The organism is Phenylobacterium sp. (assembly GCF_035569475.1).
Taxonomy (GTDB): domain Bacteria; phylum Pseudomonadota; class Alphaproteobacteria; order Caulobacterales; family Caulobacteraceae; genus Phenylobacterium.
This window is the reverse complement of record NZ_DATMNA010000020.1, coordinates 43,266-64,627: the sequence shown is the minus strand read 5'-3', so window position 1 is coordinate 64,627 and position 21,362 is coordinate 43,266. Positions and strand designations below refer to the sequence as shown.

At 69.3% G+C, this 21,362-nt stretch carries 16 protein-coding genes; 6 read left to right on the top strand and 10 right to left on the bottom strand.

Translation table 11 applies throughout. The annotated features are described in order from the left end of the window. Nucleotides 1–4 precede the first annotated feature (4 nt). On the bottom strand, nt 5–1,375 hold the full coding sequence (locus tag VNW53_RS03065; RefSeq protein ID WP_325553561.1) for an NRAMP family divalent metal transporter: 1,371 nt from the start codon (nt 1,373–1,375) through the stop codon (nt 5–7). Nucleotides 1,376–1,418: 43 nt separating this feature from the next. Beyond that, nucleotides 1,419–2,675: a cupin domain-containing protein gene (locus VNW53_RS03060; protein ID WP_325553560.1), complete on the bottom strand. Its 1,257-nt coding sequence runs from the start codon at nt 2,673–2,675 to the stop codon at nt 1,419–1,421. Nucleotides 2,676–2,950: 275 nt separating this feature from the next. On the opposite strand from VNW53_RS03060, the gene mobA reads away from it, so the two are divergent. After that, nucleotides 2,951–3,496 (top strand): molybdenum cofactor guanylyltransferase, encoded by a 546-nt coding sequence (gene mobA, locus VNW53_RS03055; RefSeq protein ID WP_325553559.1) that lies wholly within the window; start codon nt 2,951–2,953, stop codon nt 3,494–3,496. Between the two features lie 9 nt (nt 3,497–3,505). Here mobA and fdhD read toward each other — a convergent pair whose 3' ends face one another. Continuing rightward, nucleotides 3,506–4,330, bottom strand: coding sequence for a formate dehydrogenase accessory sulfurtransferase FdhD (fdhD, locus tag VNW53_RS03050; RefSeq protein WP_325553558.1), 825 nt, complete (start codon nt 4,328–4,330; stop codon nt 3,506–3,508). A gap of 319 nt (nt 4,331–4,649) precedes the next feature. Here fdhD and VNW53_RS03045 point away from each other — a divergent pair, with 319 nt between their 5' ends. Beyond that, nucleotides 4,650–5,135 (top strand): hypothetical protein, encoded by a 486-nt coding sequence (locus VNW53_RS03045; RefSeq protein ID WP_325553557.1) that lies wholly within the window; start codon nt 4,650–4,652, stop codon nt 5,133–5,135. A gap of 240 nt (nt 5,136–5,375) precedes the next feature. Here the strand turns inward: VNW53_RS03045 and VNW53_RS03040 are convergent, their stop codons facing one another. Further along, entirely contained in the window at nt 5,376–5,567 is a 192-nt protein-coding gene (locus VNW53_RS03040; RefSeq protein ID WP_325553556.1) for a hypothetical protein, read from the bottom strand. Nucleotides 5,568–6,062: 495 nt separating this feature from the next. Here VNW53_RS03040 and VNW53_RS03035 point away from each other — a divergent pair, with 495 nt between their 5' ends. After that, nucleotides 6,063–6,467: a hypothetical protein gene (locus VNW53_RS03035; RefSeq protein WP_325553555.1), complete on the top strand. Its 405-nt coding sequence runs from the start codon at nt 6,063–6,065 to the stop codon at nt 6,465–6,467. Nucleotides 6,468–6,644: 177 nt separating this feature from the next. On the opposite strand, the gene VNW53_RS03030 is transcribed toward VNW53_RS03035, so the two are convergent. From VNW53_RS03030 to VNW53_RS03020, 3 genes are read right to left on the bottom strand one after another with little or no spacing between them, the layout of a single operon-like run. After that, the gene (locus VNW53_RS03030) at nt 6,645–8,099 is read right to left on the bottom strand and encodes an efflux transporter outer membrane subunit (RefSeq protein WP_325553554.1); all 1,455 of its coding nucleotides are present in this window, start codon (nt 8,097–8,099) and stop codon (nt 6,645–6,647) included. Then, nucleotides 8,086–9,279: an efflux RND transporter periplasmic adaptor subunit gene (locus VNW53_RS03025; protein WP_325553553.1), complete on the bottom strand. Its 1,194-nt coding sequence runs from the start codon at nt 9,277–9,279 to the stop codon at nt 8,086–8,088. Before VNW53_RS03025 ends, VNW53_RS03030 begins: the two co-directional genes overlap by 14 nt. After that, the gene (locus VNW53_RS03020) at nt 9,272–12,475 is read right to left on the bottom strand and encodes an efflux RND transporter permease subunit (RefSeq protein ID WP_325553552.1); all 3,204 of its coding nucleotides are present in this window, start codon (nt 12,473–12,475) and stop codon (nt 9,272–9,274) included. Before VNW53_RS03020 ends, VNW53_RS03025 begins: the two co-directional genes overlap by 8 nt. Nucleotides 12,476–12,951: 476 nt before the next feature. Between VNW53_RS03020 and VNW53_RS03015 the strand changes: the two genes are divergently transcribed. Both VNW53_RS03015 and VNW53_RS03010 read left to right on the top strand, forming a co-directional pair. Next, nucleotides 12,952–13,998 carry an NAD(P)-dependent oxidoreductase gene (locus tag VNW53_RS03015; RefSeq protein ID WP_325553551.1) on the top strand — a complete coding sequence of 349 codons (1,047 nt, stop codon included), beginning with the start codon at nt 12,952–12,954 and terminating at the stop codon, nt 13,996–13,998. A 49-nt stretch (nt 13,999–14,047) separates the two neighbouring features. Next, complete coding sequence (locus VNW53_RS03010) at nt 14,048–15,073, top strand: aldo/keto reductase (RefSeq protein WP_325553550.1); 1,026 nt, start codon at nt 14,048–14,050, stop codon at nt 15,071–15,073. 104 nt (nt 15,074–15,177) lie between these two features. On the opposite strand, the gene VNW53_RS03005 is transcribed toward VNW53_RS03010, so the two are convergent. Together VNW53_RS03005 and VNW53_RS03000 are read right to left on the bottom strand one after the other, a co-directional pair. After that, nucleotides 15,178–16,740 (bottom strand): ATP-binding protein, encoded by a 1,563-nt coding sequence (locus tag VNW53_RS03005; protein WP_325553549.1) that lies wholly within the window; start codon nt 16,738–16,740, stop codon nt 15,178–15,180. Nucleotides 16,741–16,817: 77 nt separating this feature from the next. Next, complete coding sequence (locus VNW53_RS03000; protein ID WP_325553548.1) at nt 16,818–17,210, bottom strand: response regulator transcription factor; 393 nt, start codon at nt 17,208–17,210, stop codon at nt 16,818–16,820. A gap of 507 nt (nt 17,211–17,717) precedes the next feature. Here VNW53_RS03000 and VNW53_RS02995 point away from each other — a divergent pair. After that, on the top strand, nt 17,718–19,256 hold the full coding sequence (locus VNW53_RS02995) for a cytochrome-c peroxidase (RefSeq protein WP_325553547.1): 1,539 nt from the start codon (nt 17,718–17,720) through the stop codon (nt 19,254–19,256). On the opposite strand, the gene VNW53_RS02990 is transcribed toward VNW53_RS02995, so the two are convergent. Beyond that, nucleotides 19,219–21,051, bottom strand: a complete 1,833-nt coding sequence (locus VNW53_RS02990; RefSeq protein WP_325553546.1) for a PAS domain S-box protein — start codon at nt 21,049–21,051, stop codon at nt 19,219–19,221. The two genes, VNW53_RS02995 and VNW53_RS02990, sit on opposite strands and share 38 nt — an antisense overlap. Nucleotides 21,052–21,362: the final 311 nt, after the last annotated feature.

The window sequence follows — 21,362 nt, the reverse complement described above, 5'->3', positions numbered from 1 at the left end:
TCTCCTAGAACCAGTGAATTCCGAGGGCGCCGAGGAACCCCACCACCGCGTAGGCAGAGCCCGCGACGGCCACCAGCACGGCGATCGCGACCCCCAGCGCCGTCACGGTCCGGCTGTTGGCGTCGGCGCCCATGATCTGCCGGTCGCCGCTCATCATGAGCAGGAAGACCAGAGCCGCCGGCATCAGAATGGTCGCCAGCAGGTTGGCGTTGAGCGACAGGGTCAGGAGCGGCGCGCCGGGGATCAGGACGACCGCGCCGGCCAGGATCGCGATCCCGATATTGGTCGCGTGGAACAGCGGCGCCTGGCGGGGCGAGGCGTTGAAGCTCCGGCCGGCGCCCGAGATCATCTCGGCGATCGAATAGGCGGTGCTGGCCGAGATGGTCAGCATGGCCACCGCACCGGCCTCGACAAGCCCGAGGGCGAACAGCGCCGCGCCTGGCGCGCCGATGATCGGGCGCAGGGCCTCCGCGAAGCCGGCGCCGCCCTGGTAGTGGGACATGTCCACGTGATGGGTGAACAGCGGCGCGGCGGCCACCATGGCGGCGCAGCCCGTCACCGCGGCGATGACCGCCCCGATCGCCGTGTTCTGGCGCCCGCGGCGGATGTCGCGCCGGCCCATGCCCTTGTCCACCGAGGCGCTCTGCTGGAAGAACAGCATCCACGGCGTGACGGTGGCCCCGATGTTGGACGCCAGGATCAACAGGAACGCCTGCAGGGTGGTCTTGGGCGTCGGGCCCCAGGTCGCGACGGCGTGCAGGATCTGGTCGGCGGAGGGGCGCGCGAAGACCGCGACCGCGACGAAAAGCAGGTTGAACACGGCCAGGCCCGCAGCGAGGCGCTCCCAGGTCGCGTACCGTCCGCCCCAGGATCCCATCGCCACCAGCAGGACGGCGCAAGCCACCGCCGCCCAGGGCGGCACGCCGAAGAAGCCCATGCCCAGCCGGATGGCGATGACCTCGGTCACCAGGGTGATCAGGTTGGTGATGGCCAGGTCGACGGCCGAGGCCCAGCCCCAGACGCGGCCGAACCGCTGGAAGACCAGTTCTCCGTAGCCGCGACCGGTCACCGCGCCCAGCCGCATGGCCATCTCCTGGACCACATAGGCGGCGGCGAAGGTCGCGATGATGAAGGGCAGCAGGAAACCAAGGCCGTAGGTGGCCCCGCTGGTCGCGTAGGACAACATGCTGGGCCCGTCGTTCTCGCCCAGCATCGCCAGGGCGCCGGGGCCGACCAGCAGGGCGGCCGCCGCCGGAAACCGAAGGCGCAGCCACCGCTTCGGCGCGAAGCGGGCGCGCGTGGCCGCCGCAACGCCGACGGGGCCGCCGACATTCCCCTGCAAGTCGACGAAGGCGATGTCGGAGGGCGGCGGCATGTTCGGGACCCTGGGTTGCTGACGTTGCGGTCAGGCGGGGCGTCTAGCCGGGGACGACGTCGGGCCGGCTCTTGGAGATCTGCTCGATGAGGCGCGGATCCATCTTCAGGGTCTCGGCCACCATCTGCCGGGGCGAATTGGCGAGCCACTGCGAGAGGGTGACCTCGGCGAACTGCTTGTCCTTGAAGGTCTCCACCATGATGATGTCGGTGGAGCCGGTGTTCTGGATGTAGTGGCCGAGGCCCTTCTTCACATAGCCGATGTCGCCGGCGTGGAAGTCCATGGTCACTGCGGCGGGGCCGGTGTTGAACACGGTCATGCGGCCGGTCCCCTGGACCCAGTATTGCCATTCGTCGGCGTTGGGGTGCCAGTGGAGCTCCCGCAGGCCGCCCGGCTTGATGGTGACGATGCCCGCCGCGATGGTGGTGGAGACGGGGAAGTTCCGGGTGTCCACGATCTTCACCGATCCGCTGCGCGTCTGCTTGGTCGGGGCCATCTTGCTGGTCGAGAAGACGAACTCGAGCTCCGGCTCGCCCAGGGGCGAGGCCACCTGGCGCTGGACCTCGGCGAGGGGCGGCGGCTCCGCGCCCTGGTAGATCCAGCGCGCGTCGAGGGACATGTTCTGGAAGGCGCTGACCGGGAGGTTGAAGTTCTCCGCCAGCACCTCGGGCGGGGTATGGATCATCCAGTCGCTCAGCAGCAGGGTGTTGTATTCGGAGGCCCTGCCGTTGTCGAAGACCAGGACGAACTCCGCCCCGCTGGGTCCCAGGCCCTGCAGCGAGTGCGGAAGCCCGGCGGGGAAGTACCAGAGGTCGCCGGCCGTCACGTCCCGTACGGCGGGCCGCCCCTCGGCGTCCAGCACGGTGACGCGGCACTTGCCGTCGACCATGACCGCCCACTCGGCCTGCTGGTGCCAGTGCAGCTCGCGCACGCCGCCGGGACCAAGCCGCATGTTCACGCCCGAAACATCCTCGGAAATCTGGAAGTCGGACTGGGTGACCTGCCGCGCCCACCCGCCGTCCTGGATGCGCTTGTGCGCCAGGTTGAACGACGACCAGAACATGGGCATGCCGTTGACGTCGGTGGCGGGCGGATTGCCGGCGGCGGGGATCTGGTCCGCCAGAATGCGGTTCTGAGGCCCGGGCTCGGTCAGCGCCTGGGGGTTGCTCACATTGACCGCGCCCTCGGGCGGCCGATCGGGATTGCCCAGTTGCACGGTGCTCGCCGCGGCGGAGAACGCCGTCGTGGCGCCCACGACCGTCGTGGCCGCCAACAAGTTGCGCCGGGAGAGTTCGCGCATTCCAGTCTCCATGTTCCAGTCGCCCGCGCAGACCTTGCCGCGTAGCGGGATCCATCGTTCCAGAGGCCGACGCCCAAAGAGCCGTCACGACGGCAAGGACCGCCTCGATATTCCTCAGCAATTATTCGACCCGCCGAGCCGAAATCCTTGGCGAAGCTCTGAAGAGTCTTGAGTATTTCTGAGCCGCCACGCCGGGACTGCCGAACGGCGCGCGAGGCCTTGCGCGCGAGCGCGTCTCGGGCCGCAATGGCGCGGAGGAAATCCGGAGACGAGCCTTGGAACGCCTGGCCACTGTCATCCTCTGCGGCGGCGCGTCGTCCCGTATGGGCGCGGACAAGGCGCGCCTCGACTGGCACGGCGTTTCGGCGATCGACCGCCTGGCGGCCCTCTCGCACGATCTGGGAATCCGGATGGTGCTGACGGCAGGCGCGGACCATGGCCTGCCCGCCGTGCTCGACGCCCGCCCGGGAGAGGGCCCGTGCGGCGGCGTCCTGGCTGCGGCCCAGCGGCTACGGGCCGAGGGCTACGCGCGGGCGCTGATCCTGGCGGTCGATGCGCCGACCATCATCGCGGCCGACATCCGTCCGCTCCTGGAGGCCGGCGACCCTGGCGCGGCCTACGAGGGCCTGCCGTTGCCGATGGTGATCGGCCTCGCCGCCGTTCCGGCCGCCACCGAAGCGCAGTGGCCGCTCAAGCGGCTCGTTGAGATCGCGGGGCTGGCCATCCTGCCGTGCGGCGACGGCGCGAGGCCCAGGCTGAAGGGGGCCAACACGCCCGAAGAACGCCGGCGCCTGCTGGCCGGCCCCGCCGCGCCCGACTGACGGCGGGCCTCAGGAAATCCGGTCCGGTCGCGTGAAGACCTCGAAGCCGTCGCGCCGGGCGACGCCCACCAGGGTGATCGCCGCCTGCTCCGCCGTGCGGATCGCGAGCGCCGTCGGGGCCGACACCGCGACCAGCACCTGGGCGCCCAGGACCGCGGCCTTCTGGACCATCTCCACCGAGATGCGGCTGGTCAGGAACAAGGCGCCGTCCGGCCGGGGCGTCTTTGCCGCCGCCAGGGCGCCCACCAGCTTGTCCAGGGCGTTGTGGCGGCCCACGTCCTCGCGCAGGCAGGCAAAGTCGCCGGACAGCGCCCACCACCCCGCCGCATGCACCGCCCGCGTTGCGGCGCCCAGCGTTTGGCGCTCCGGCAGGGCCTCGAGCGCGGCGGCGATCTCGGCGGGCGAGATGCGGAGGCCTTCCGCGGCCTTGGGGCTGGCGCGCATGGCCTCGCCCAGGCTGTCGATGCCGCAAAGCCCGCACCCCGTCGGCCCCGCCAGATAGCGCCGCCGGCCGGCGAGCGTCTCCGAGCGCGGGCGCGACAGCCACATCCGCACCTCGACGCCGAGCTCGGTCTCGACAACCTCGAGGCTTTCGATCTCGCGCGCGTCGGCGACAATCCCCTCGGTCAGGCTGAAGCCCAGGGCGAAGTCCTCGAGGTCCGACGGCGTGGCCATCATCACTGCGGTGGTCGAGCCGTCGTGCACCAGGGCCACCGGCGTCTCCTCCGGGACCTCGCGGTGGTCCGGCGCGCCGCCGTCACGGCCCATGCGCATGACGGGCGCCCGGCGGCTGACCGGCAGGGATGAGGCGGGATGGGTCAAGCGAGGGGTCATTCTGGGCTCGGTTCGGCGGCGGTCCCGGGGGCGAGGCTCAGCTTACATGCAACGGCCGCGGCGGTGGCCTCAGATCATCTCACGTTTCTTCAGGGCCTCGCCAAGGACGCGGCCGCTGGCCTGCGGGATTGTGATGGCGAACCCGTTACCTCCCGTCGGGTTCGAGTGCGGTCGGTCCGGCGTATTTCGGCGGCCGCGGCGCGGCCGGTCCTTGATCCCAGTCCCGTGGGCCGGCCGCGCCATTTTTTTCGAAGCGGGACTTCATACGGCCGGCGCAGGCCCCGTCATCGGAGCGCCGCGGATGGCCCGGAGACACCGGATGAAACAACCACTGCTCGGAGCGGCCGTGTTCGCGGCGGCGCTCGCCGGCGGCCTGTCGGTCGGGAGCGCCGCGCGGGCGGCCCCCGTGGACCTGCAAGGCGCCGTGCTCACCCCCGTCAGTCTCGGATCCTACCTGTTCGGCGGCCGGCAGTACTGCTGGTACGCCGGCGGGTGGCGCGGTCCGGGCTGGTACTGGTGCGGCTACGCGTGGCGCGATGGCCTGGGCTGGGGCGGCCCGCGCGGCTGGCACGGCTGGCGCAGCGACGGCCACGGCCACGGCGGCGACCATCATGGCTTTGCCGGCGGCGACCATCACGGCCCTGGCGGCGGCCACTTCGGCGGAGGCGACCATGGCGGCGGCCACTTCGGCGGCGCGCCCGGCCACATGGGCGGCGGCGGCCATTTCGGCGGCCACATGGGTGGCGGTGGGCACATCGGCGGCGGCGGACACACGGGCGGCGGCGGGGGCGGCGGCCACCGCTAGCGCGCGTCAGGGTGAGGCGGAAACCGGTTCACCCGTCCGGCGCGCCCGAGACTGAATCGACATTCAACGGAGGCCGGCGGCTGCCTGGCTCCCCTCCCGCTTGCGGGAGGGGTTTGGGGTGTGCGCGCGAGTTGCCAGCCCTGAGCGGAGGGACGCCGCGGGGCCATCTGCTCGAGCAGCCGCGGCGACGGTGACGACGAGGCCAAGGCCGCCGACCCCGATCGGGCCGGCGGCGGGCGGTCAGTGCCGCACGATGGGCGTTCGATAGACGAACCCGTGGCCGCTCAGGGCGTGCGAGATGCAGTCGGCGCAGGCCACGCCGTCTCTCAGCGCGCAATTGGCGCAGGCCTGGGCGGCCTGCAGGAGCGTGGTGTCGCGATGGCGCCGGCCGAGGCGGCGGGCGTCTTGGATCACGATCGGTTGCTTCGCCATGGAGTCCTCCTTGCCAGGGACTTGCGGTGGATTGCGCGGGCCCAGGCGACGGCCCCTCCGGACGCCCGCAGGGCGCCGTCCGGGGTCGGCGGATCGTCGAACAGGCGCGTCATGGTCATTGCCTGGAATGCGCTTCGATTCAGCTCGAATCTTGCAGACATTCCGGCAAAATCGCGCGGAAATCCCGGCGCCGCGTCTGAGTTGTTGCAAGAAGAGCTGAGAATATCTCGGCTGCAATCTACAGACATGCGGAGGATCGCCCCAGCAGCCGGGCCCTCGCGCGCCGACCGTGCTCCACTCAGATGTTCTCAGGTCAACTCAGGGGCGCGCCAACAACTTTTGCGCGGCCCAATCGTTATCATTCCTATCAATGCGGAAGGATGCCGATGCTGGATCTCAGCCCGGCTTCTCAAAGTATTCGACGATAGACGCGCCCCGAGACCCGAAACGTCCTGGGCGCATTTCGGAACCATCAAGGTCAGGAGCCGACAGGCCATGAAGACATTCGCAACCCTCGCTGCGGTCTCAGCAACCGCCCTCGCCCTCGCCGCCTGCGAGACGACGGCGCAGCGGATCGGCTCCAAGGAGGACACCCTCGCCGCCGCCGGCTTCACGGTGCTGCCGGCGAACACACCCGAGCGCCAGGCTGAACTGAGCCAGCTCCCGCCGAACAAGTTCGTGCCGAAGACCACGGGCGACACGATGCAATACGTCTATGCCGACCCGGTCGTGTGCGACTGCCTCTACATCGGCGATCAGAAGGCCTACGGCGCCTATCGGCAGGATGTCCTGACCAAGAAGATCGTCGACGAGCAGCAGATGACCGCCATGACCTACCAGGACAACTGGAACTGGGGCCGGTTCGATTGGGGTCCCTGGGGCCACGGCTGGTGGCGGTAGTCGCCTGACCGACGCCCCGCCGACCGGCAGGGCTGGACACACGAGGCCGGCGCACCTTCGGGGCGCCGGCCTCTTTTTTTTCTCAAGTCACATTGAGCGCCGACTGTCGAAGCGCGCACCCTTCCCTTCGCGGGACGGGTCCGCCGGGACGACCGCGATCCTGGGCGGGTGACCCGCTCAGTTGGCCGGAGCCGCCGGGGCCGTCGTCGTGGTCGCCGCCGCCGCCGTGGTCGGGGTCCAGCCGCCGCCGAGCGCACGCACTAGGTCGACGCTGGCCAGCAGGCGCCGGGTCTCGACGCTCAGCTCCATCTGCTGGGCCTGGAGGTCGGCGGTCTGGGCGATCACCACTTCGAGGTAGGTGATGGCGCCCATGCGGTACTGCACAAGCGCCAGGGCCTCGGTCCGCTCGGCGGCCGAGACCGCGCCGCTCTGCTGGCGCGCCTCGCTGGCCAGCCTGTTGCAGAGCGCGAGGTTGTCCTCGACCTGTTGGAACGCGGTCAGCACGGTGGCGCGATAGGTGGCGCTGGCCTCGTCGAACTGATCGTGGCTCGCCCGGACGACCGCCTTGCGCCGGCCACCGTCGAACAGGGCCATCGCAAGCGAGGGGCCGAGCGTCCACCAGCTATTGGCGAGGCTCAAGAGGTTCCCCGCGCCGGCGGTCTGGAAGCCGCCGGTCGCGTCAAGTGTCAGGGTCGGGAAGAGGGCCGCCCGCGCGACGCCGATCTGGGCGTTGGCCGCGGCCGCCCGCCGTTCGGCCGCCGCGATGTCCGGCCGCCGCTGGAGGAGCAGCGAGGGCGCCGACACCGGCGTCCGCGGCGGGGGCGGCAGCTTGGCGTCGGGCGCGATCGAAAACACCGAGGCCGGTTCGCCGACCAGGGCGGCGATCGCATGCTCATAGAGGGCGCGCTGGGCGCCGACGTCGGTCCTCTGAGCCTGGGCCGTCTGCAGTTGGGTTTCGGCCCGGCCCACATCGAGGCCCGCCACGGCGCCGCCGGTATGCAGGACCTGGGTCAGGTTCAACGCCTTGGCGTAGGCGGCGGTCGTTTGATCCAGGAGCGCGGCCTGGGCGTCCAGGCCCCGCAGGTTCATGTAGGCGTCGGCGACCTGGGCCTCCAGGCTGAGCCGCACCGAGGCGACGTCGGCGGCGCTGGCCTGCGCCTCGGCCTTGCCCGCGGCGACCATGTTGCGGACGCGGCCCCAGAGGTCGAATTCGTAGGAGATCGTCGCGCCGACGGTGTTGTTCTGGTAGTAGCTCGGCCCGCCCACGCGCAGGGGGCGATTGGCCGACTGCCGATTGCCCGTCGCGCTGCCGCCCACGTCCAGTTCGGGAACCAGCGAGGCGCGCGCCTGCGCCAGGTTGGCCTGGGCTTCGTCGTAGCGCGCGAGCGCCATGGCCAGGTTCGGGTTGCCGGTCTCGATCTTCTGTTCGAGGCCGTTCAAGGTCTCGTCGCCATAGACCGTCCACCAGGCGCCGCGCGGCGCGGCGTCCGCTGGGCTCGCCGGCGTCCACGGGCCGGTCTCCTTGTAGGCTGGCGGCACGGTCATCTGAGGCGGCGTATAGGGCGGCGCGAGGGAACAGCCGGTGAGCGCGAGCGCGGTCCCGGCGAGGCCGAAAAGCTTAACCCGCGGCATGCGCGCTCCCTCCGGCAGGCGGCGCGCTCGAGGCCGCTATCCGCACCACATCGCCGGCCCGCAGGGAGTCCGGCGGACTGTCGATCACGCGGTCGGCGGAGGTGATGCCGCCGGCCACCTCGACGGTGGTTCCCAGGTCCTGCACGACGGTCACCGGCTTCATCGCGACCTTGTTTCCGGGGCCGACCGTCGCCACCGACATGCCGCTGTCGCGGAACATCAGGGCCGTGGCCGGAACCTGGATGGCCCCGCGGTTGGCCGGCAGGCTGAAGCGGACCTGGGCGTAGCCGCCGGGCTTCAGCGCGCGGTCGGTGTTGTCGATCTGCAACTGCACCAGCAGGGTGCCGCTCGTGGTCGCGATGGCGTCGGCGCTGGCGGCGAGCTTGGCGGTGAAGGTGCGGCCCGGATACTCCGGCACGGTGAAGGTGGCGGTCATGCCCGGCTGGATGGCGGCCGAATAGTTCTGCGGCGCCCGCACATAGATCCGCAGCTTGGTTTCGTCGGAGACGGTGAACAGCGGCGTCGCCGCGGGGCCACCGACGCTGATCAGGTCCCCGATATCGGTGGCGCGGGTGGTGACCACCCCGTCGAACGGCGCAGTGATGCGCTTGAACGACTCCAGGGCCTCCAGCCGCGCGACATTGGCGCGCGACGACGCCACAAGGGCGTTCTTGGCGGCCAGATCGCCGTTCTTCGTGTCGGCGTCCTGCTGGGACACGGCGTCCTGCGAAAGCAGGCCGGCCCAGCGGTGGGCGGTGGTGTCGGACAGGTGCTGGTTGGCGATCGCCGTCTGCAGGTCGGCCTTGGCCTGCACGAGCTGCTGGTCGAGGTCGGGCGTGTCGATGTCGGCCAGCACCTGGCCGGCCTTCACCGGGGTTCCGATGTCGACATACCAGCGCTTCAGGTAGCCCGACACCCGGGCGTAGCTCGGCGCGGTGTTGAAGGCCTGCACATCGCCCGGCAGGATCAGCGTCTGGGACCCGGTGGGGTCCGCCAGGCTGATCACCTTGACCGTCGGGACGGCCTGGGCGTTGGTCCAGGTTCCGACCTTCTGGTCGGCGTTGACGCGGGTGACGACGCCGACTGCGACGACGACGACCGCAAGGCCGGCCGCCGCGGCGCCCGCGATCTTCAGGCGCCGGGGCGATAACCGCCGGGACGTATCGGGCTGGTCAGGCATAGGAGTCTCCAGTGTGCAGCGCCGTGTTTGGCTCGGCGCCGGAGGGCTGGGCCGCCTTGCGGCCGTGAACGAGGCTGAACACCACCGGCACGAACATCAGGGTGGCGAAGGTCGCGCAGATCAGCCCGCCGATCACCGCGCGGCCCAGCGGGGCGTTCTGCTCGCCGCCTTCGCCTAGGCCGAGAGCCATCGGCCCCATGCCGATGATCATGGCCAGCGCGGTCATCAGCACCGGGCGGAAGCGGGTGAAGCCGGCCTCGGTGGCGGCGAGGACTGCATCGCCGGTCGCCTGCAGACGCTCCCGGGCGAAGCTCACGACCAGGATGGAGTTAGCGGTGGCCACACCCATGCACATGATCGCCCCGGTCAGCGCAGGCACCGAAAGCGTCGTGCCGGTGGCGAACAGCATCCAGACGATCCCGGCCAGCGCCGCCGGCAGGGCGGTGATGATCACGAACGGGTCCAGCCACGACTGGAAGTTCACGACGATCAGCAGGTAGATCAGCACGATCGCGCCGAGCAGTCCGAGGAACAGGCCCGAGAACGCCGTGTTCATCGTGGTGACCTGGCCGCGCAGGTTGACGAGGGCGCCCTTCGGCGCGTCCTTGGCGGTGGCTTTGATCAGGGCCTGCACATCGCGGGCGACCCCGGCCAGGTCACGCCCCTGCGTCGTCGCGTAGATGTCGATCACCGGCTGAATGTCGTAGTGGCTGACCACCGCGTTCGACTGATCGCGGGTGATCTTGCCCAGTCCGCCGAGGATCTGCAGTCCGCTGGTTGGCGTGGCGCTGGTCACCGGCAGGTTTTCCAGAGCCGGCAGGGTGTTGACGCTGTACTCGGGCGTCTGGGCGACGACCGGGTAGGAGACCCCGTTGGCGGGGTTCAGCCAGAAGACCGGCGCGGTCTGCGAGCTGCCCGCCAGGGACGTGGTGACACTGTTGGTCACGTTGAGTTCGGTCAGGCCCAGCTGGGCCATCCGGGTGCGGTTGACGTCGACGCGCAGCTCCGGGTTATCCATCGATTGCTGGATCCGGGCATCGGCGATCCCCCGGACGGTCCGCATCCGGCGCAGCAGCTCCAGGGCGTAGGCCTGGTTCTTCTTCAGGTCCGGGCCGGCGATCTGCAGGTCCAGCGGCGCTGGCGAGCCGAAATTCAGGATCTGGCTGATGATGTCGGCGGGGGGGAACGAGAAGGTCGCGCCGGGGAAGGCGGCCGGCAGTCGCTCGCGCAAGGTGCGTACATAGTCGGCCGTCGGATGGTGCTTCGCGTTCAGGCTGATGAATATGTCGCCGTCCTGGTAACCGATCATGCCGGTGTTGCTGTAGACCGTGTTCACCGCGCTGATCGGCATGCCGATGTTGTCGACGATCGTGGTCAGCTCCGTGGGCGGGATGACCTTGCGGATCTCCTTTTCGATGTCCCCGAACATCGCCGAGGCGTCCTCGATCCGCGTGCCGACCTGGGGACGCACGTGCAGCGTGATCTGGCCGGAATCCGCCGACGGGAAGAAGTTCGCGCCGAGGAACGGGGCCAGGCCGAACGAGGCGACCACGACCGCGAGAAAGCCTACGACGAAGATCCGCCGGTGCTCGAGCGCCAGGTCGAGCAGACGGCTGTAGGTGTCGCGGATTCCGTCGAAGCCGGTGGCGAAAGCGTGCTGGAAGCGCGCGAGTGGGTTGCGCGACGTCGCCGCCGCGCTCGCTGCGGCATGGTCATGCGGCTTCAGGAGATACATCGCCATGGTCGGGACCAGGGTCCGCGACAGCACGAACGAGCCGATCATGGCGAACACCACCGCCTCGGCCATCGGCACGAACAGGAAACCGGCGACGCCCTGCAGGGTGAACATCGGCACGAAGACGATGCAGATGCAGAGCAGGCTGACGAAGGCCGGGGTGACGATCTGGGCCGCGCCATCGAGGATGGCGGTCTTGACGTCCTTGCCCTGCTCCAGGTGCCAGTTGATGTTCTCGATAGTCACCGTCGCGTCGTCGACCAGAAGGCCGACGGCCAGCGCCAGTCCGCCCAGCGTCATGATGTTCAGGGTCTGACCCGTCACCGACAGGCCGATCAGCGCGCATAGGATCGCCAGCGGGATCGAGGTCGCGATGATCGCGGTCGACCGCCAGCTGCCGAGGAACAACAGGATCATCAGGCTGGTCAGGGCGGCGGCGATCACCCCTTCCCGCACCACCCCCGAAACCGCGGCCTTCACGAACACCGACTGGTCGTTCAGCGCGACGATCCGGAAGTCCGCCGGCATCAACGCCTTCACCCGCGGCAGGTCGTCCTTGATCCCCTGCACGACCGACAGGGTCGAGGCCGAACCCGCCTTAAGGATGGTGGTCAGCACGGCGCGCGAGCCGTCGACGTGGACGATGCTTTGCTGGGGCGGCGCGCCGTCCAGCACATGGCCGACGTCGCGGACGAGGATGGTTGCGCCGCCCACCGATTTGACCGGCAGATCGTTCAGCTCTTCGATCGTCTCAGGCGAGTCGTTGAGCTTCACCGTATATTGCAGCGAGCCGATCTTGGCCGTACCGGCCGGCAGGATCTGGTCCTGGGCGGCGATCGCGGTCTCGACGTCCTGCGCCGACAACCCCTTGGCTTGCAGCGCGCGCGGATCGAGATCGATCTCCACCTCGCGAACCTTGCCGCCATAGGGATAGGGAATGGCCGCGCCCGGGACCGAGCTGAGCAGCGGCCGGATGGTGTTCATGGTCAGGTCGAGCACCTGCTGCTCGGACTGCCGGAGGCTGGACGTGGCCAATTGCAGGATCGGCACGGTCGAGGCGTTGTAGTTCAGAATGAGCGGCGGCGTTGCGCCGGGGGGCAGCTGCTTCAAGACGGACTGCGAGACGGACGTGACCTGCGCGGTGGCGGTTCGCATGTCGGCGCCGGGCTGGAAGTAGATCTTGACCACACCCATTCCCGCCAGCGACTCGCTCTCGATGTGTTCGATGTTCCCGACCGTGAGCGGCAGGGAACGCTCGTAGGGCGTGATGATCCGGCCGGCCATGTCGTCCGGCGGCAAGCCGGTGTAGGTCCAGGCCACCCCGATCACCGGCACCCCGATGTTGGGGAAGATGTCGGTGGGCGTCTTCATCGCCGCCAGCGGACCGGCGATCAGGATCAACAGCGCAAGAACGATAAAGGTGTAGGGCCGCTGCAGCGCGACGCGAACGATCCAGATCATTTCAGTCCACTTCCAGTCCGGGATGGTGGGCGCGGCGGCCGCGCGCTCAAGGGATGAGCGGTGCGAGCGCGGAGCCGATTTCCGGGGACCTCGCGCGGCGTGAACTCGCCGCGCAGACCCCGCAGGACACCGCCTTGCAGATGCTGCAGACTACGGGCGGGCGGCCGTCGGCGTCCTTGGCGGAAAACTGAGGTCTTTTAAGAAGGCCTGAGCGCCGTGGACCAAGGCCGCATCGCGCGGCGCTCCGGGAGCGCGGCGCCCGCCCTCAGGTCTTCTCAAGAGAACTCAGCGCCGCCCCAGGGATTTCGGCCCGGCGCCGGCCTTAGTCTTGCCCGCAATCGGACCCGGCCCGCCCCGATCGGGTCCGTATGCGGCCAGTTTGCCCCCAGCCCCATGGCCGCATAAGCGGCCGGCCCCCCTCCCCCCCGGGGCCGGCCGCACCCTTTCCAAGGTCGCGGCAAGGTGGACAGTCGACGATGCCCGGACACGCAAGACACGCCGCCGACCCAGGCTCCGTCCGTGACCGCCCCGCGGCGGAGGTTCGCGAAACCGTCGGCGGCGCGCCGAGCGAGCGGACCGGCTCCGCCGCGTCCGGCGTCCGCCTGGCCGCGCAAGGTGAAATCGGCTTTGTCGGCCTTGGCCGCATGGGCGCGGCCATGGCCGCGAACCTGGCCGCCGACGGCGGGCGGGTGGTGGCCTACGTCCGCGCGCCGGAGCAGATGGAAAAGCTCGCCACCCTCGGCATCAGGCCCACGACGAACATCGCCGACCTGTTCGGCTGCAGGGTCGTCATCAGCATGCTGCCGGACGACGCCGCGGTCGGCAACGTTGTGTTTGGCGGTGACGGCGTCCGCGGACTTGGCACAGGCCTGCAGCCGGGCGCAATCCACCTTTCCATGAGCACGATCAGCACGGCCGCCGCCTCCCGCCTGGCGGGCGAGCATGCCCGTCTCGGGCAGGGCTACGTCGCCGCGCCGGTGTTCGGAAATCCGCAGGCCGCCCAGGCGCGCCAACTGTTCGTCATCGCCGCCGGCGACCCCGCCGACATCGACTGCTGCCAGCCGATCCTGGACAGCCTCTCGCAACGGACTTTCGTGGTCGGCGACCATCCCTGGCACGCAAACCTCATCAAGCTGCTCGGCAACATGATGAGCGCGACCGCCCTGGAGATGATGTCCGAGGCCGTCGCCGTGTTCCTCAAGCGCGGGCTCGATCCGCAGCTCTTCATCGACGTCATGACCAACACGATGTTCGGCGGCCGGGCGCACAGGATCTATGGCGACAAGATCGCCAGCCAGTCCTACGCGCCCGGCTTCGTGCTCCCGCTGGTGCTCAAGGATGTCCGCCTGGCGCTTGCCGAAGCCGAATGCGCCGGCTCGCCCATGCCCTCGGTCGGCGTCGTGCGGGACCGGCTGATCACCGGGCTCTCCCGCGGCTACGCCGATCTCGACTGGAGCGCGCTCGGCCTCATCGCGGCCGAGGAGGCGGGCCTCTATCTCGTTCCTCCGCTCACGGTCGGCTGAGTCCCGCGGCGGCGACAGGCCGAGACCGCCCCAACAAGGAAATACGATCATGGTTCAGCAATCCGAGGCGCCTTCGGCGGACATGGAGTTCGCCGACATTCCCGGGACATCGCTCAAGGCGTCGCGCGTCGCGCTGGGCACCTGGGCGATGGGCGGATGGATGTGGGGCGGAACCGACGACGCCCAATCGATCGCCACGATCCGCGCGGCGGTCGAGCATGGCGTCAATGTCATCGACACGGCCCCGGCCTACGGCTTCGGCCGTTCGGAAGAGGTCGTCGGCAAGGCGATCGCCGAGGGCAAGCTGCGGTCGCGCGTGCTCATCGCCACCAAGGTCGGCCTGGAGTGGAAGGACGGGAGCGTGTTCCGCAACGCCAGCCGCGCGCGGATCCTGCAGGAAGTGGAAGACTCCCTGCGCCGGCTTCGGACCGACTACATCGACATCTATCAGGTCCATTGGCCGGACCCCCAGGTCGAGATGGAAGAGACCGCCGAGGCGATGCGGGCCCTGTTCGAGCAGGGCAAGATCCGCGCGATCGGCGTCAGCAACTTCTCGGTGGCGCAGATGGAGCGCTTCCGCAGCGTCGCGCCGCTGCACGTGCTGCAGTCGCCCTACAATCTCTTCGAGCGCGAGATCGACGCCGAGGTCCTGCCCTATTGCCGCGAAAACCGGATCGCCACCCTGGGATACGGCGCCCTGTGCCGGGGCCTGCTCTCGGGCCGCATGCGGGCGGACACCAGGTTCGATGGCGACGACCTGCGCCGCACCGATCCGAAGTTCCAGCCGCCGCGCTTCGCGCAATATCTCGCCGCCGTGGAGCTGCTCGACCGCCTCGCGCAGCGGCGGTTCGGCAAGCGCGCGATCCATTTGGCGGTGCGCTGGATGCTGGACCAGGGTGTCGACACGGCTCTGTGGGGGGCGCGCCAGCCTCGCCAGTTGCAGCCCATCGGCCAGATCGCCGGATGGCGGCTCGACGCCGCCGACAAGGCCGAGGTCGACCGCATCCTGGCCGCGACGATCGCCGAGCCGGTCGGGCCGGAATTCATGGCGCCGCCGGCGCGCGCAGCCGCCTGATCCGCGTGCGGACTCGACCGGGAAAACGGCCTATGCCGACAGGGCGATCCGGTCGGGTCCGCGCTGCAGGCCCGCGCGGCCGCGCCGGAGATCGCAGCACCCGGTCAGGGCGCCTCCACGCATTGGAAAGGATCGAAATCGACGGCGGCATGACGCGCCGCCACGGCTTCGAGTTCGCCGCTCTCGGCGAGCCGCTCCATCGCGTAGGCCCGCATGGTCTCGAGCAGCCGATAGTACGGCACCGGCCCCCCGACATCGGAGGCGACCAGCGATTTCGTGACCAGGCCCGCCAAGCAACGGACGACATCGGCGGCCGCCACGTCCTCGCCCGCCGCGACGGCGCTTGCGGCTTCCATCGTGAAGTCGTCGGCGAAGACGGCGAGGCGCCGCATGACCGCGCGTTCCGGTTCGGACAGCAGCTCATAGCTCCAGTCGAGGGTCGCCCGCAGCGTCTGTTGGCGCGTGGGCGCCGTGCGACGGCCCTCGGTCAGCAGGCTCAGGCGGTCGTCGAGCCGCGACGCGAGACCTTCTATGCCGAGCGCCGCCGCGCTCGCCGCGGCGAGTTCGAGGGCCAAGGGCACGCCGTCGAGCTGGCGGCAGATCTTCGCCACGGCCGCGCCGACGCGCCGGTCGGGCGAGGTCGCGGGCTGGGCGGCGCTGATGCGCGCCATGAACAACTGGGCGGCGCTGTGCTGCAGCACCTCCTCGAAGGCCTCCTCACCCTCCGGCGGCACGTCGAGCGGGGGGACGCGATAGACCCACTCGCCCTCCGCCCGCAGCGGCTCCCGGCTGGTCGCGATGATCTGCAGCGAGGGGTTGGCATGCAGCAGCGCCTCGGCGACGGCCGCCGCCTCGTCGATGACATGCTCGCAGTTGTCAAGCACGAGCAGCGGGCGGCGTGGGCCGAGGGCGGCCGCGAGACGCTCCGGCCCGGCGGCCGCGCCGCCCAGCTCCAGGGCCGCGGCGATGGTCGGCAGGACAAGCCCCGGATCCGACAGGGGACCGAGCTCGGCGATCCTCACGCCGTCCTCGAAGCTCGGCGCCAGACGCCGCGCGAGCTCCAGGGTGAGGCGCGTCTTGCCGATGCCGCCGGCGCCGACCAGGGTGACCAGCCGGTTGGCCGCCACGAGCGCGGCGACATCCGAGAGCTGGGCCGCGCGCCCGACGAGTTCGGACCTCGCCGCCGGCAGGGCCCCGGGCGGCGGCGAATCGACGAACTGGACCACATTCGCCGGGGATTGATCCCAGGCGCCGGCCCCGCCGTCCGGGCGGGTTGCGCGCCGCTCGACGGCGAGCTCGGCGACGAACCGGTAGCCGCGCCCGGAGACCGTGCGGATGAAGTCGCGATCCGCCCCCAACGCCTTGCGAAGGGTCGAGATCTGGAACTGGAGGTTGTTCTCCTCGACGGTGGTGTCCGGCCAGACGCGAGTCAGCAGTTCGTCCTTGGTGACCAACTCGCCGCAGGCCTCGATCAGGGCGATGAGAACGTCGAGCGCGCGATTTCCGATGGCGACGGGGACGCCGTCGGCGAGCAGTTCGCGGCTCCGTAGAACCAGGCGGAACCGGCCGAACAGGAGCGCCCGCGCGCCCGAACCGTTCAACCGCGCCGCGTCCATGGACACCAGTTGGCCCAGGCCCCGGCTCTCCGGGAGGTCTTCCGCACTCATCGCCTGCGGCCGATGAAAGGGGTCCAGATGAACGCCGCCTGCCGCGGCAGGCGCCGATGCGGCAGCTTCAGCCAAGGTCATATTCGTCTCCCATTCGCCCCCTGCTGCTCGACGGCCCTGCGGATGCACTTGAGCAGGTCGTCCTCGCTGAACGGCTTGGCCAGGTAGCAAAGCACGCCAGCCTCTATCGCCCGGGCGCGCGCCCTTTCGTCGGGGTGCGCCGTGATCAGGATTGTCGGAATGGGTTCGCCGGCTGCGACGAGCTGACTGTGGAGTTCGAACCCGCTCATCCCCGGCATCTGCACGTCGGCGATAAGGCAATCGGTGCGCGTGCGGCGGTCGGAGTTCAGGAAGCTCGCGCCCGAATCGAACGTCTCAACGAGATAGCCGTACGATTTCATCAGACCCGCCATAGCGTCGCGAACCGACTCGTCGTCGTCGACGATCGAAATCGGAATGTTCTTTGCCAAGGGCTCACTCTCACTTAGGCGAGGATACTCGCTCAACACGGTGGCCGCTGGCCATTGCACGGGGGGTGCATTTCACTCAGCTTTTCGGAAGGATCGCCTGTCGTTCGGCTGTGCGACACCTATACCTGCGTATAGGCCGCCTCCCCGCCTGGGGTTCCGCCGCCTTCGGCCGGAACAAGAGGCCGTCCCGCCCGCCGCCGGGCCGCGGGGACACGATCGGCGCGGGGCGCCTCAGGAAATCTCAGCGCGGGCCCAAGGACCCGGCGGCCAGCCGCGCCTAGCGTCGCGCTCGCGGCGCCGACCAATCCGGAGATTGACGATGGGTGGGAAAGCGACAACGATTACGAAGGTATGGACGGCTGAGGGTCCCCAGTCTCCGAGCCGGCCGCGCGGCCCCGGGCGCCTGGCGTCAAGACCCGCGCGGCGCACGACCCAATTGAGGAGGCCGGTCATCGACAGCCTCGTCATTGCGCCTGCAAGGCCGCGCCCGGGCAAGGCTGGCCCAAGGTGAGGGCCCCGCGCGCCCAATGGCTGGCGGCGGCGGCGGCGGTCGTCATCGGCGCCGCCCTGGGCGCCGAGGCGCCGAGCCCGGGGCAGGACGGCGGCTCGCTGTCGCCTCAGGCGCAGAAGGAAATCACCCAGATCGAGGCCGAGATCGACCGCACCGAGGCGCAGGCCCTGACACGGCTCGCCGCCCCGCCGGACAACCAGGTCCAGCAGACCGAATTGCTCGGCAAGCTGCTGATGTTCGACAAGCAGCTCTCGGTGAACCGCAACGAGGCCTGCGCCTTCTGCCACACGCCCGAGGCGGGCTTCGCCGGCGGCGTGTCGGAGCTGAACCGGACGACCGGCGCCTATCCGGGATCCGTGCGCACCCGCTTCAGCAGCCGCAAGCCGCAATCGCACGCCTACGCCGCCCTCTCGCCGGTCCTGCACTACAATCCCGGGCAGGGCGACCTCGTGGGCGGCAATTTCTGGGATATGCGCGCCACCGGCCGCCGGCTGGGCAACCCCGCCGCCGAGCAGGCGGAGGGGCCGCCCACCAACCCCGTGGAGATGGGCCTGCCCGACATCGCCTGCGCCGTCTATCGCGCCTCGCAACGGCCCTACCGGGCCATGTTCGAAAAGCTATGGGGCGCCCAGGCCTTCGCGATCGCGTGGCCGAAGGATGTGGAGAACGTCTGCAACCGGCCCGGCCCGGCGCCCGCCGCCAACCCGCTCCCGGTGCGTCTCAGCGCCGCCGATCGCGGCCGCGCCAACGCCACCTTCGACCAGATGGCGCAATCCATCGCGGGCTACGAGGCCTCCGCCGAAGACACGAACTTCACCTCGAAATACGACGCGATGCTGGCGGGCAAGGCGAAGTTCACGGCGCAGGAAGAGCTGGGCTACGCCCTGTTCAAGGGCAAGGGCCAGTGCAACGCCTGCCACCGCGACGGCGGCCCCGGCGAAGACCCCCTGTTCACCGACTTCACGGCCGCCAATATCGGAACCCCGGCCAACCCGAGACTTCCGTTCTATCGCGAGGATCGGCCCGACCGCCTGGGCTACGTCGCCAATCCGGATGGACCCCGCTACGTCGATCGCGGCGTCGGGACCTTCCTCGACAACGGGCGCCTGCTGAGCCAGCCCTCCGCTGTGGATGCGCGATGGCTCAAGCTGGCGGCGGCCAACCAGGGCCGCGTGCAGACGCCCACCCTGCGCAATGTCGACAAGCGGCCCTACCCGGCCTTCGTCAAAGCCTATGGCCACAACGGCTATTTCACGAGCCTGAAGGCGATCGTGCACTTCTACAACACGCGCGACACCCTGCCGCGCTGCGGGGCCCATGATCCCGGCGAGGGGACGACCTGCTGGCCGGCGCCGGAGACCACCCAGAATATGAACACCAGCCACGTGGGACGCCTGGGCCTGACGGACGCGGAGGAAGACGCGATCGTCGCCTTCATGCAGACCCTGTCAGATGGGTACGCGCCGACCGCTGCCGCCCTGAAGAGCGCCAAGGCCTTCACGCCGGCGGCGAGGCGACCTCCGTCGGCAGGGTGAACCGGAAGACCGCGCCGCGGGGCGTGTTGGGCTCGGCCCACAGGCGTCCGCCATGCGCCTCCACGATCGAACGACTGATCGACAGGCCCATGCCGGTGCCATGGGGCTTGGTCGTGAAGAAGGTTTCGAAGAGCTGCTCCGCCCGCTCCGGCGGCAGCCCGATCCCGCTGTCGCTGATCGAGACCAGGACCTCGTCGTCGCCGGTCCGCTGCGACTTGATGAGCAGTTCGCGGGCGTCCTCGACGTCCTTCAGGGCGTCGATGCTGTTCATGATCAGGTTCATGACCACCTGCTGCAACTGGATGCGATCGCCCATCACCTCGGGATAGCCGGCGGCCAGGAGCTGCCGGACCGACACGGCGTTACGCGCGGCCTCGCCGTTCAGGAGCGTGATGGTCTCCCGAATGACGTCGTCGATGTCGACCGGCTCCCGGTCCAGCGCGCCCTTCTCGAAGAGCTGCCGGGTGCGGCTGATGATCTCCGCGGCCCGCGTTCCGTCGTTCACGATCCGCCCGGCGGCGGCCCGCGCCTCGTCCAGATTGGGGGTGTCGGCCGCCAGCCAGCGCAGGCAGGCGTTGGCGTTGGTGACCGCCGCGGTGATCGGCTGGCTCACCTCGTGCGCCAGGTTGGCGGTCAGCTCTCCCATGGTGGTCACGCGGGCGACCCGCGCGAGATCCGCCTGCGCCTGCCGCAAGGCCTCCTCGGCCTGCTTGCGTTCGGTGATGTCGATGACCGAACCGACCAGGGTAAGGGTGCGAGCGTACTCGGGCTCCGCCGTGCCCCTCAGCGCCCGGACGTGCTTGACCCGCCCGTCCGGCATCAGCAACCGCACCTCGTCCTCGCCGATCGAGATCTCTCGCCGCCCGACGAAGCGCTCCTGGAGTCGGGCCCGGTCATCGGGATGGGTCCGCTGCAGGATCAGCTCGAGGGTGGGCTTGATCGACGGATCGAGCTCATAGATGCGGAACATCTCGTCCGACCATGAGATGTCGCCGGTCGGAACGTGCCAGGCGAAGCTGCCCGTGTGGCTGAGACGCTGCGCCTCGGAGAGGAAGGCCTCGCTTTGCTGGAGCTTTTCTTCGGCGTGTTTGCGCTCGGTGATGTTTTCGCAGGACACGAGGAAGATCGGCTCGTCCTTCGCCCACCGCACGGCCTTGGCGTTCTCACGCACCCAGATCAGCGTGCCATCTTTCCGCATCTTCCGGGCTTCCCAACTCCGCGTCTGACCCAGATTTTCCAGGCATATATCAAGATTTTTTTGAACAAATTCCCGGTCATCGCCGCAGAACACGTCGAGTACGGGCTGGCCGACCAGATCTCCAGCCGCGCAGCCAAGCTGTATGGCGCCGAAGGAGTTCACGGAGAGAACCTTCCCTGTCGCGTCGACCATGAAATACATGTTCGGGTTCTGCTCGAAGACTTCTTTCCAGTGCTCTTCACTTTCCAATAGCGCGTCCGAGCGCTTCTTTATGTTATTGACGAGCCGGGTTACAATCAGCGAGGTCAGCAAGAAAACACTGATGACAATGATGTCTTCGGGAACGTAATTCTCGAAATTGAAGACTGGAAATGCGACGAAAAACGCCAAGCAGATTACAGCGGCGATCGAGAGGATGACCGCTGAAATGAGGTTTCCGCGCAGGGAGACCAGCACGATGACGGCCAGATAGACGAAGGCCGTCGGCGCGACCCCGGCGCCGACCTGGAAACAGATGACGCTCAGCAAGGCGAGCGCGATTCCGCCGAAGAAGAGCTCTGCGCCCGTGCGCCTGCCCGTGGCCGGAGCGCCCGCCATCCTAAGCAGACCTTTCCGTGTCAGCGCCGCGAAGCCGACCGCGCCCGCCGATGCTGAGATTCAAGATCTCGTCCGCCTATCCACTGTCCGGCCCGCCATGGCCGCTTCGCTGATCCCGGACGAGGGATCGGAACACCATACTGAGATCATGGACGATAGATCGCAAGCCGCCCGGCGCCGCTGCGGTTGGGGGCCTTTGCCGGCCTCGCCTCGGCCGCCGCCGGGCAAGGCGGGATCGACCCCGCATTTTCCGGCGCGGAGGCCCTGTATTGTCCGCAGGTTTCAGGGAATATTCGAGTCTGATCGGGTTC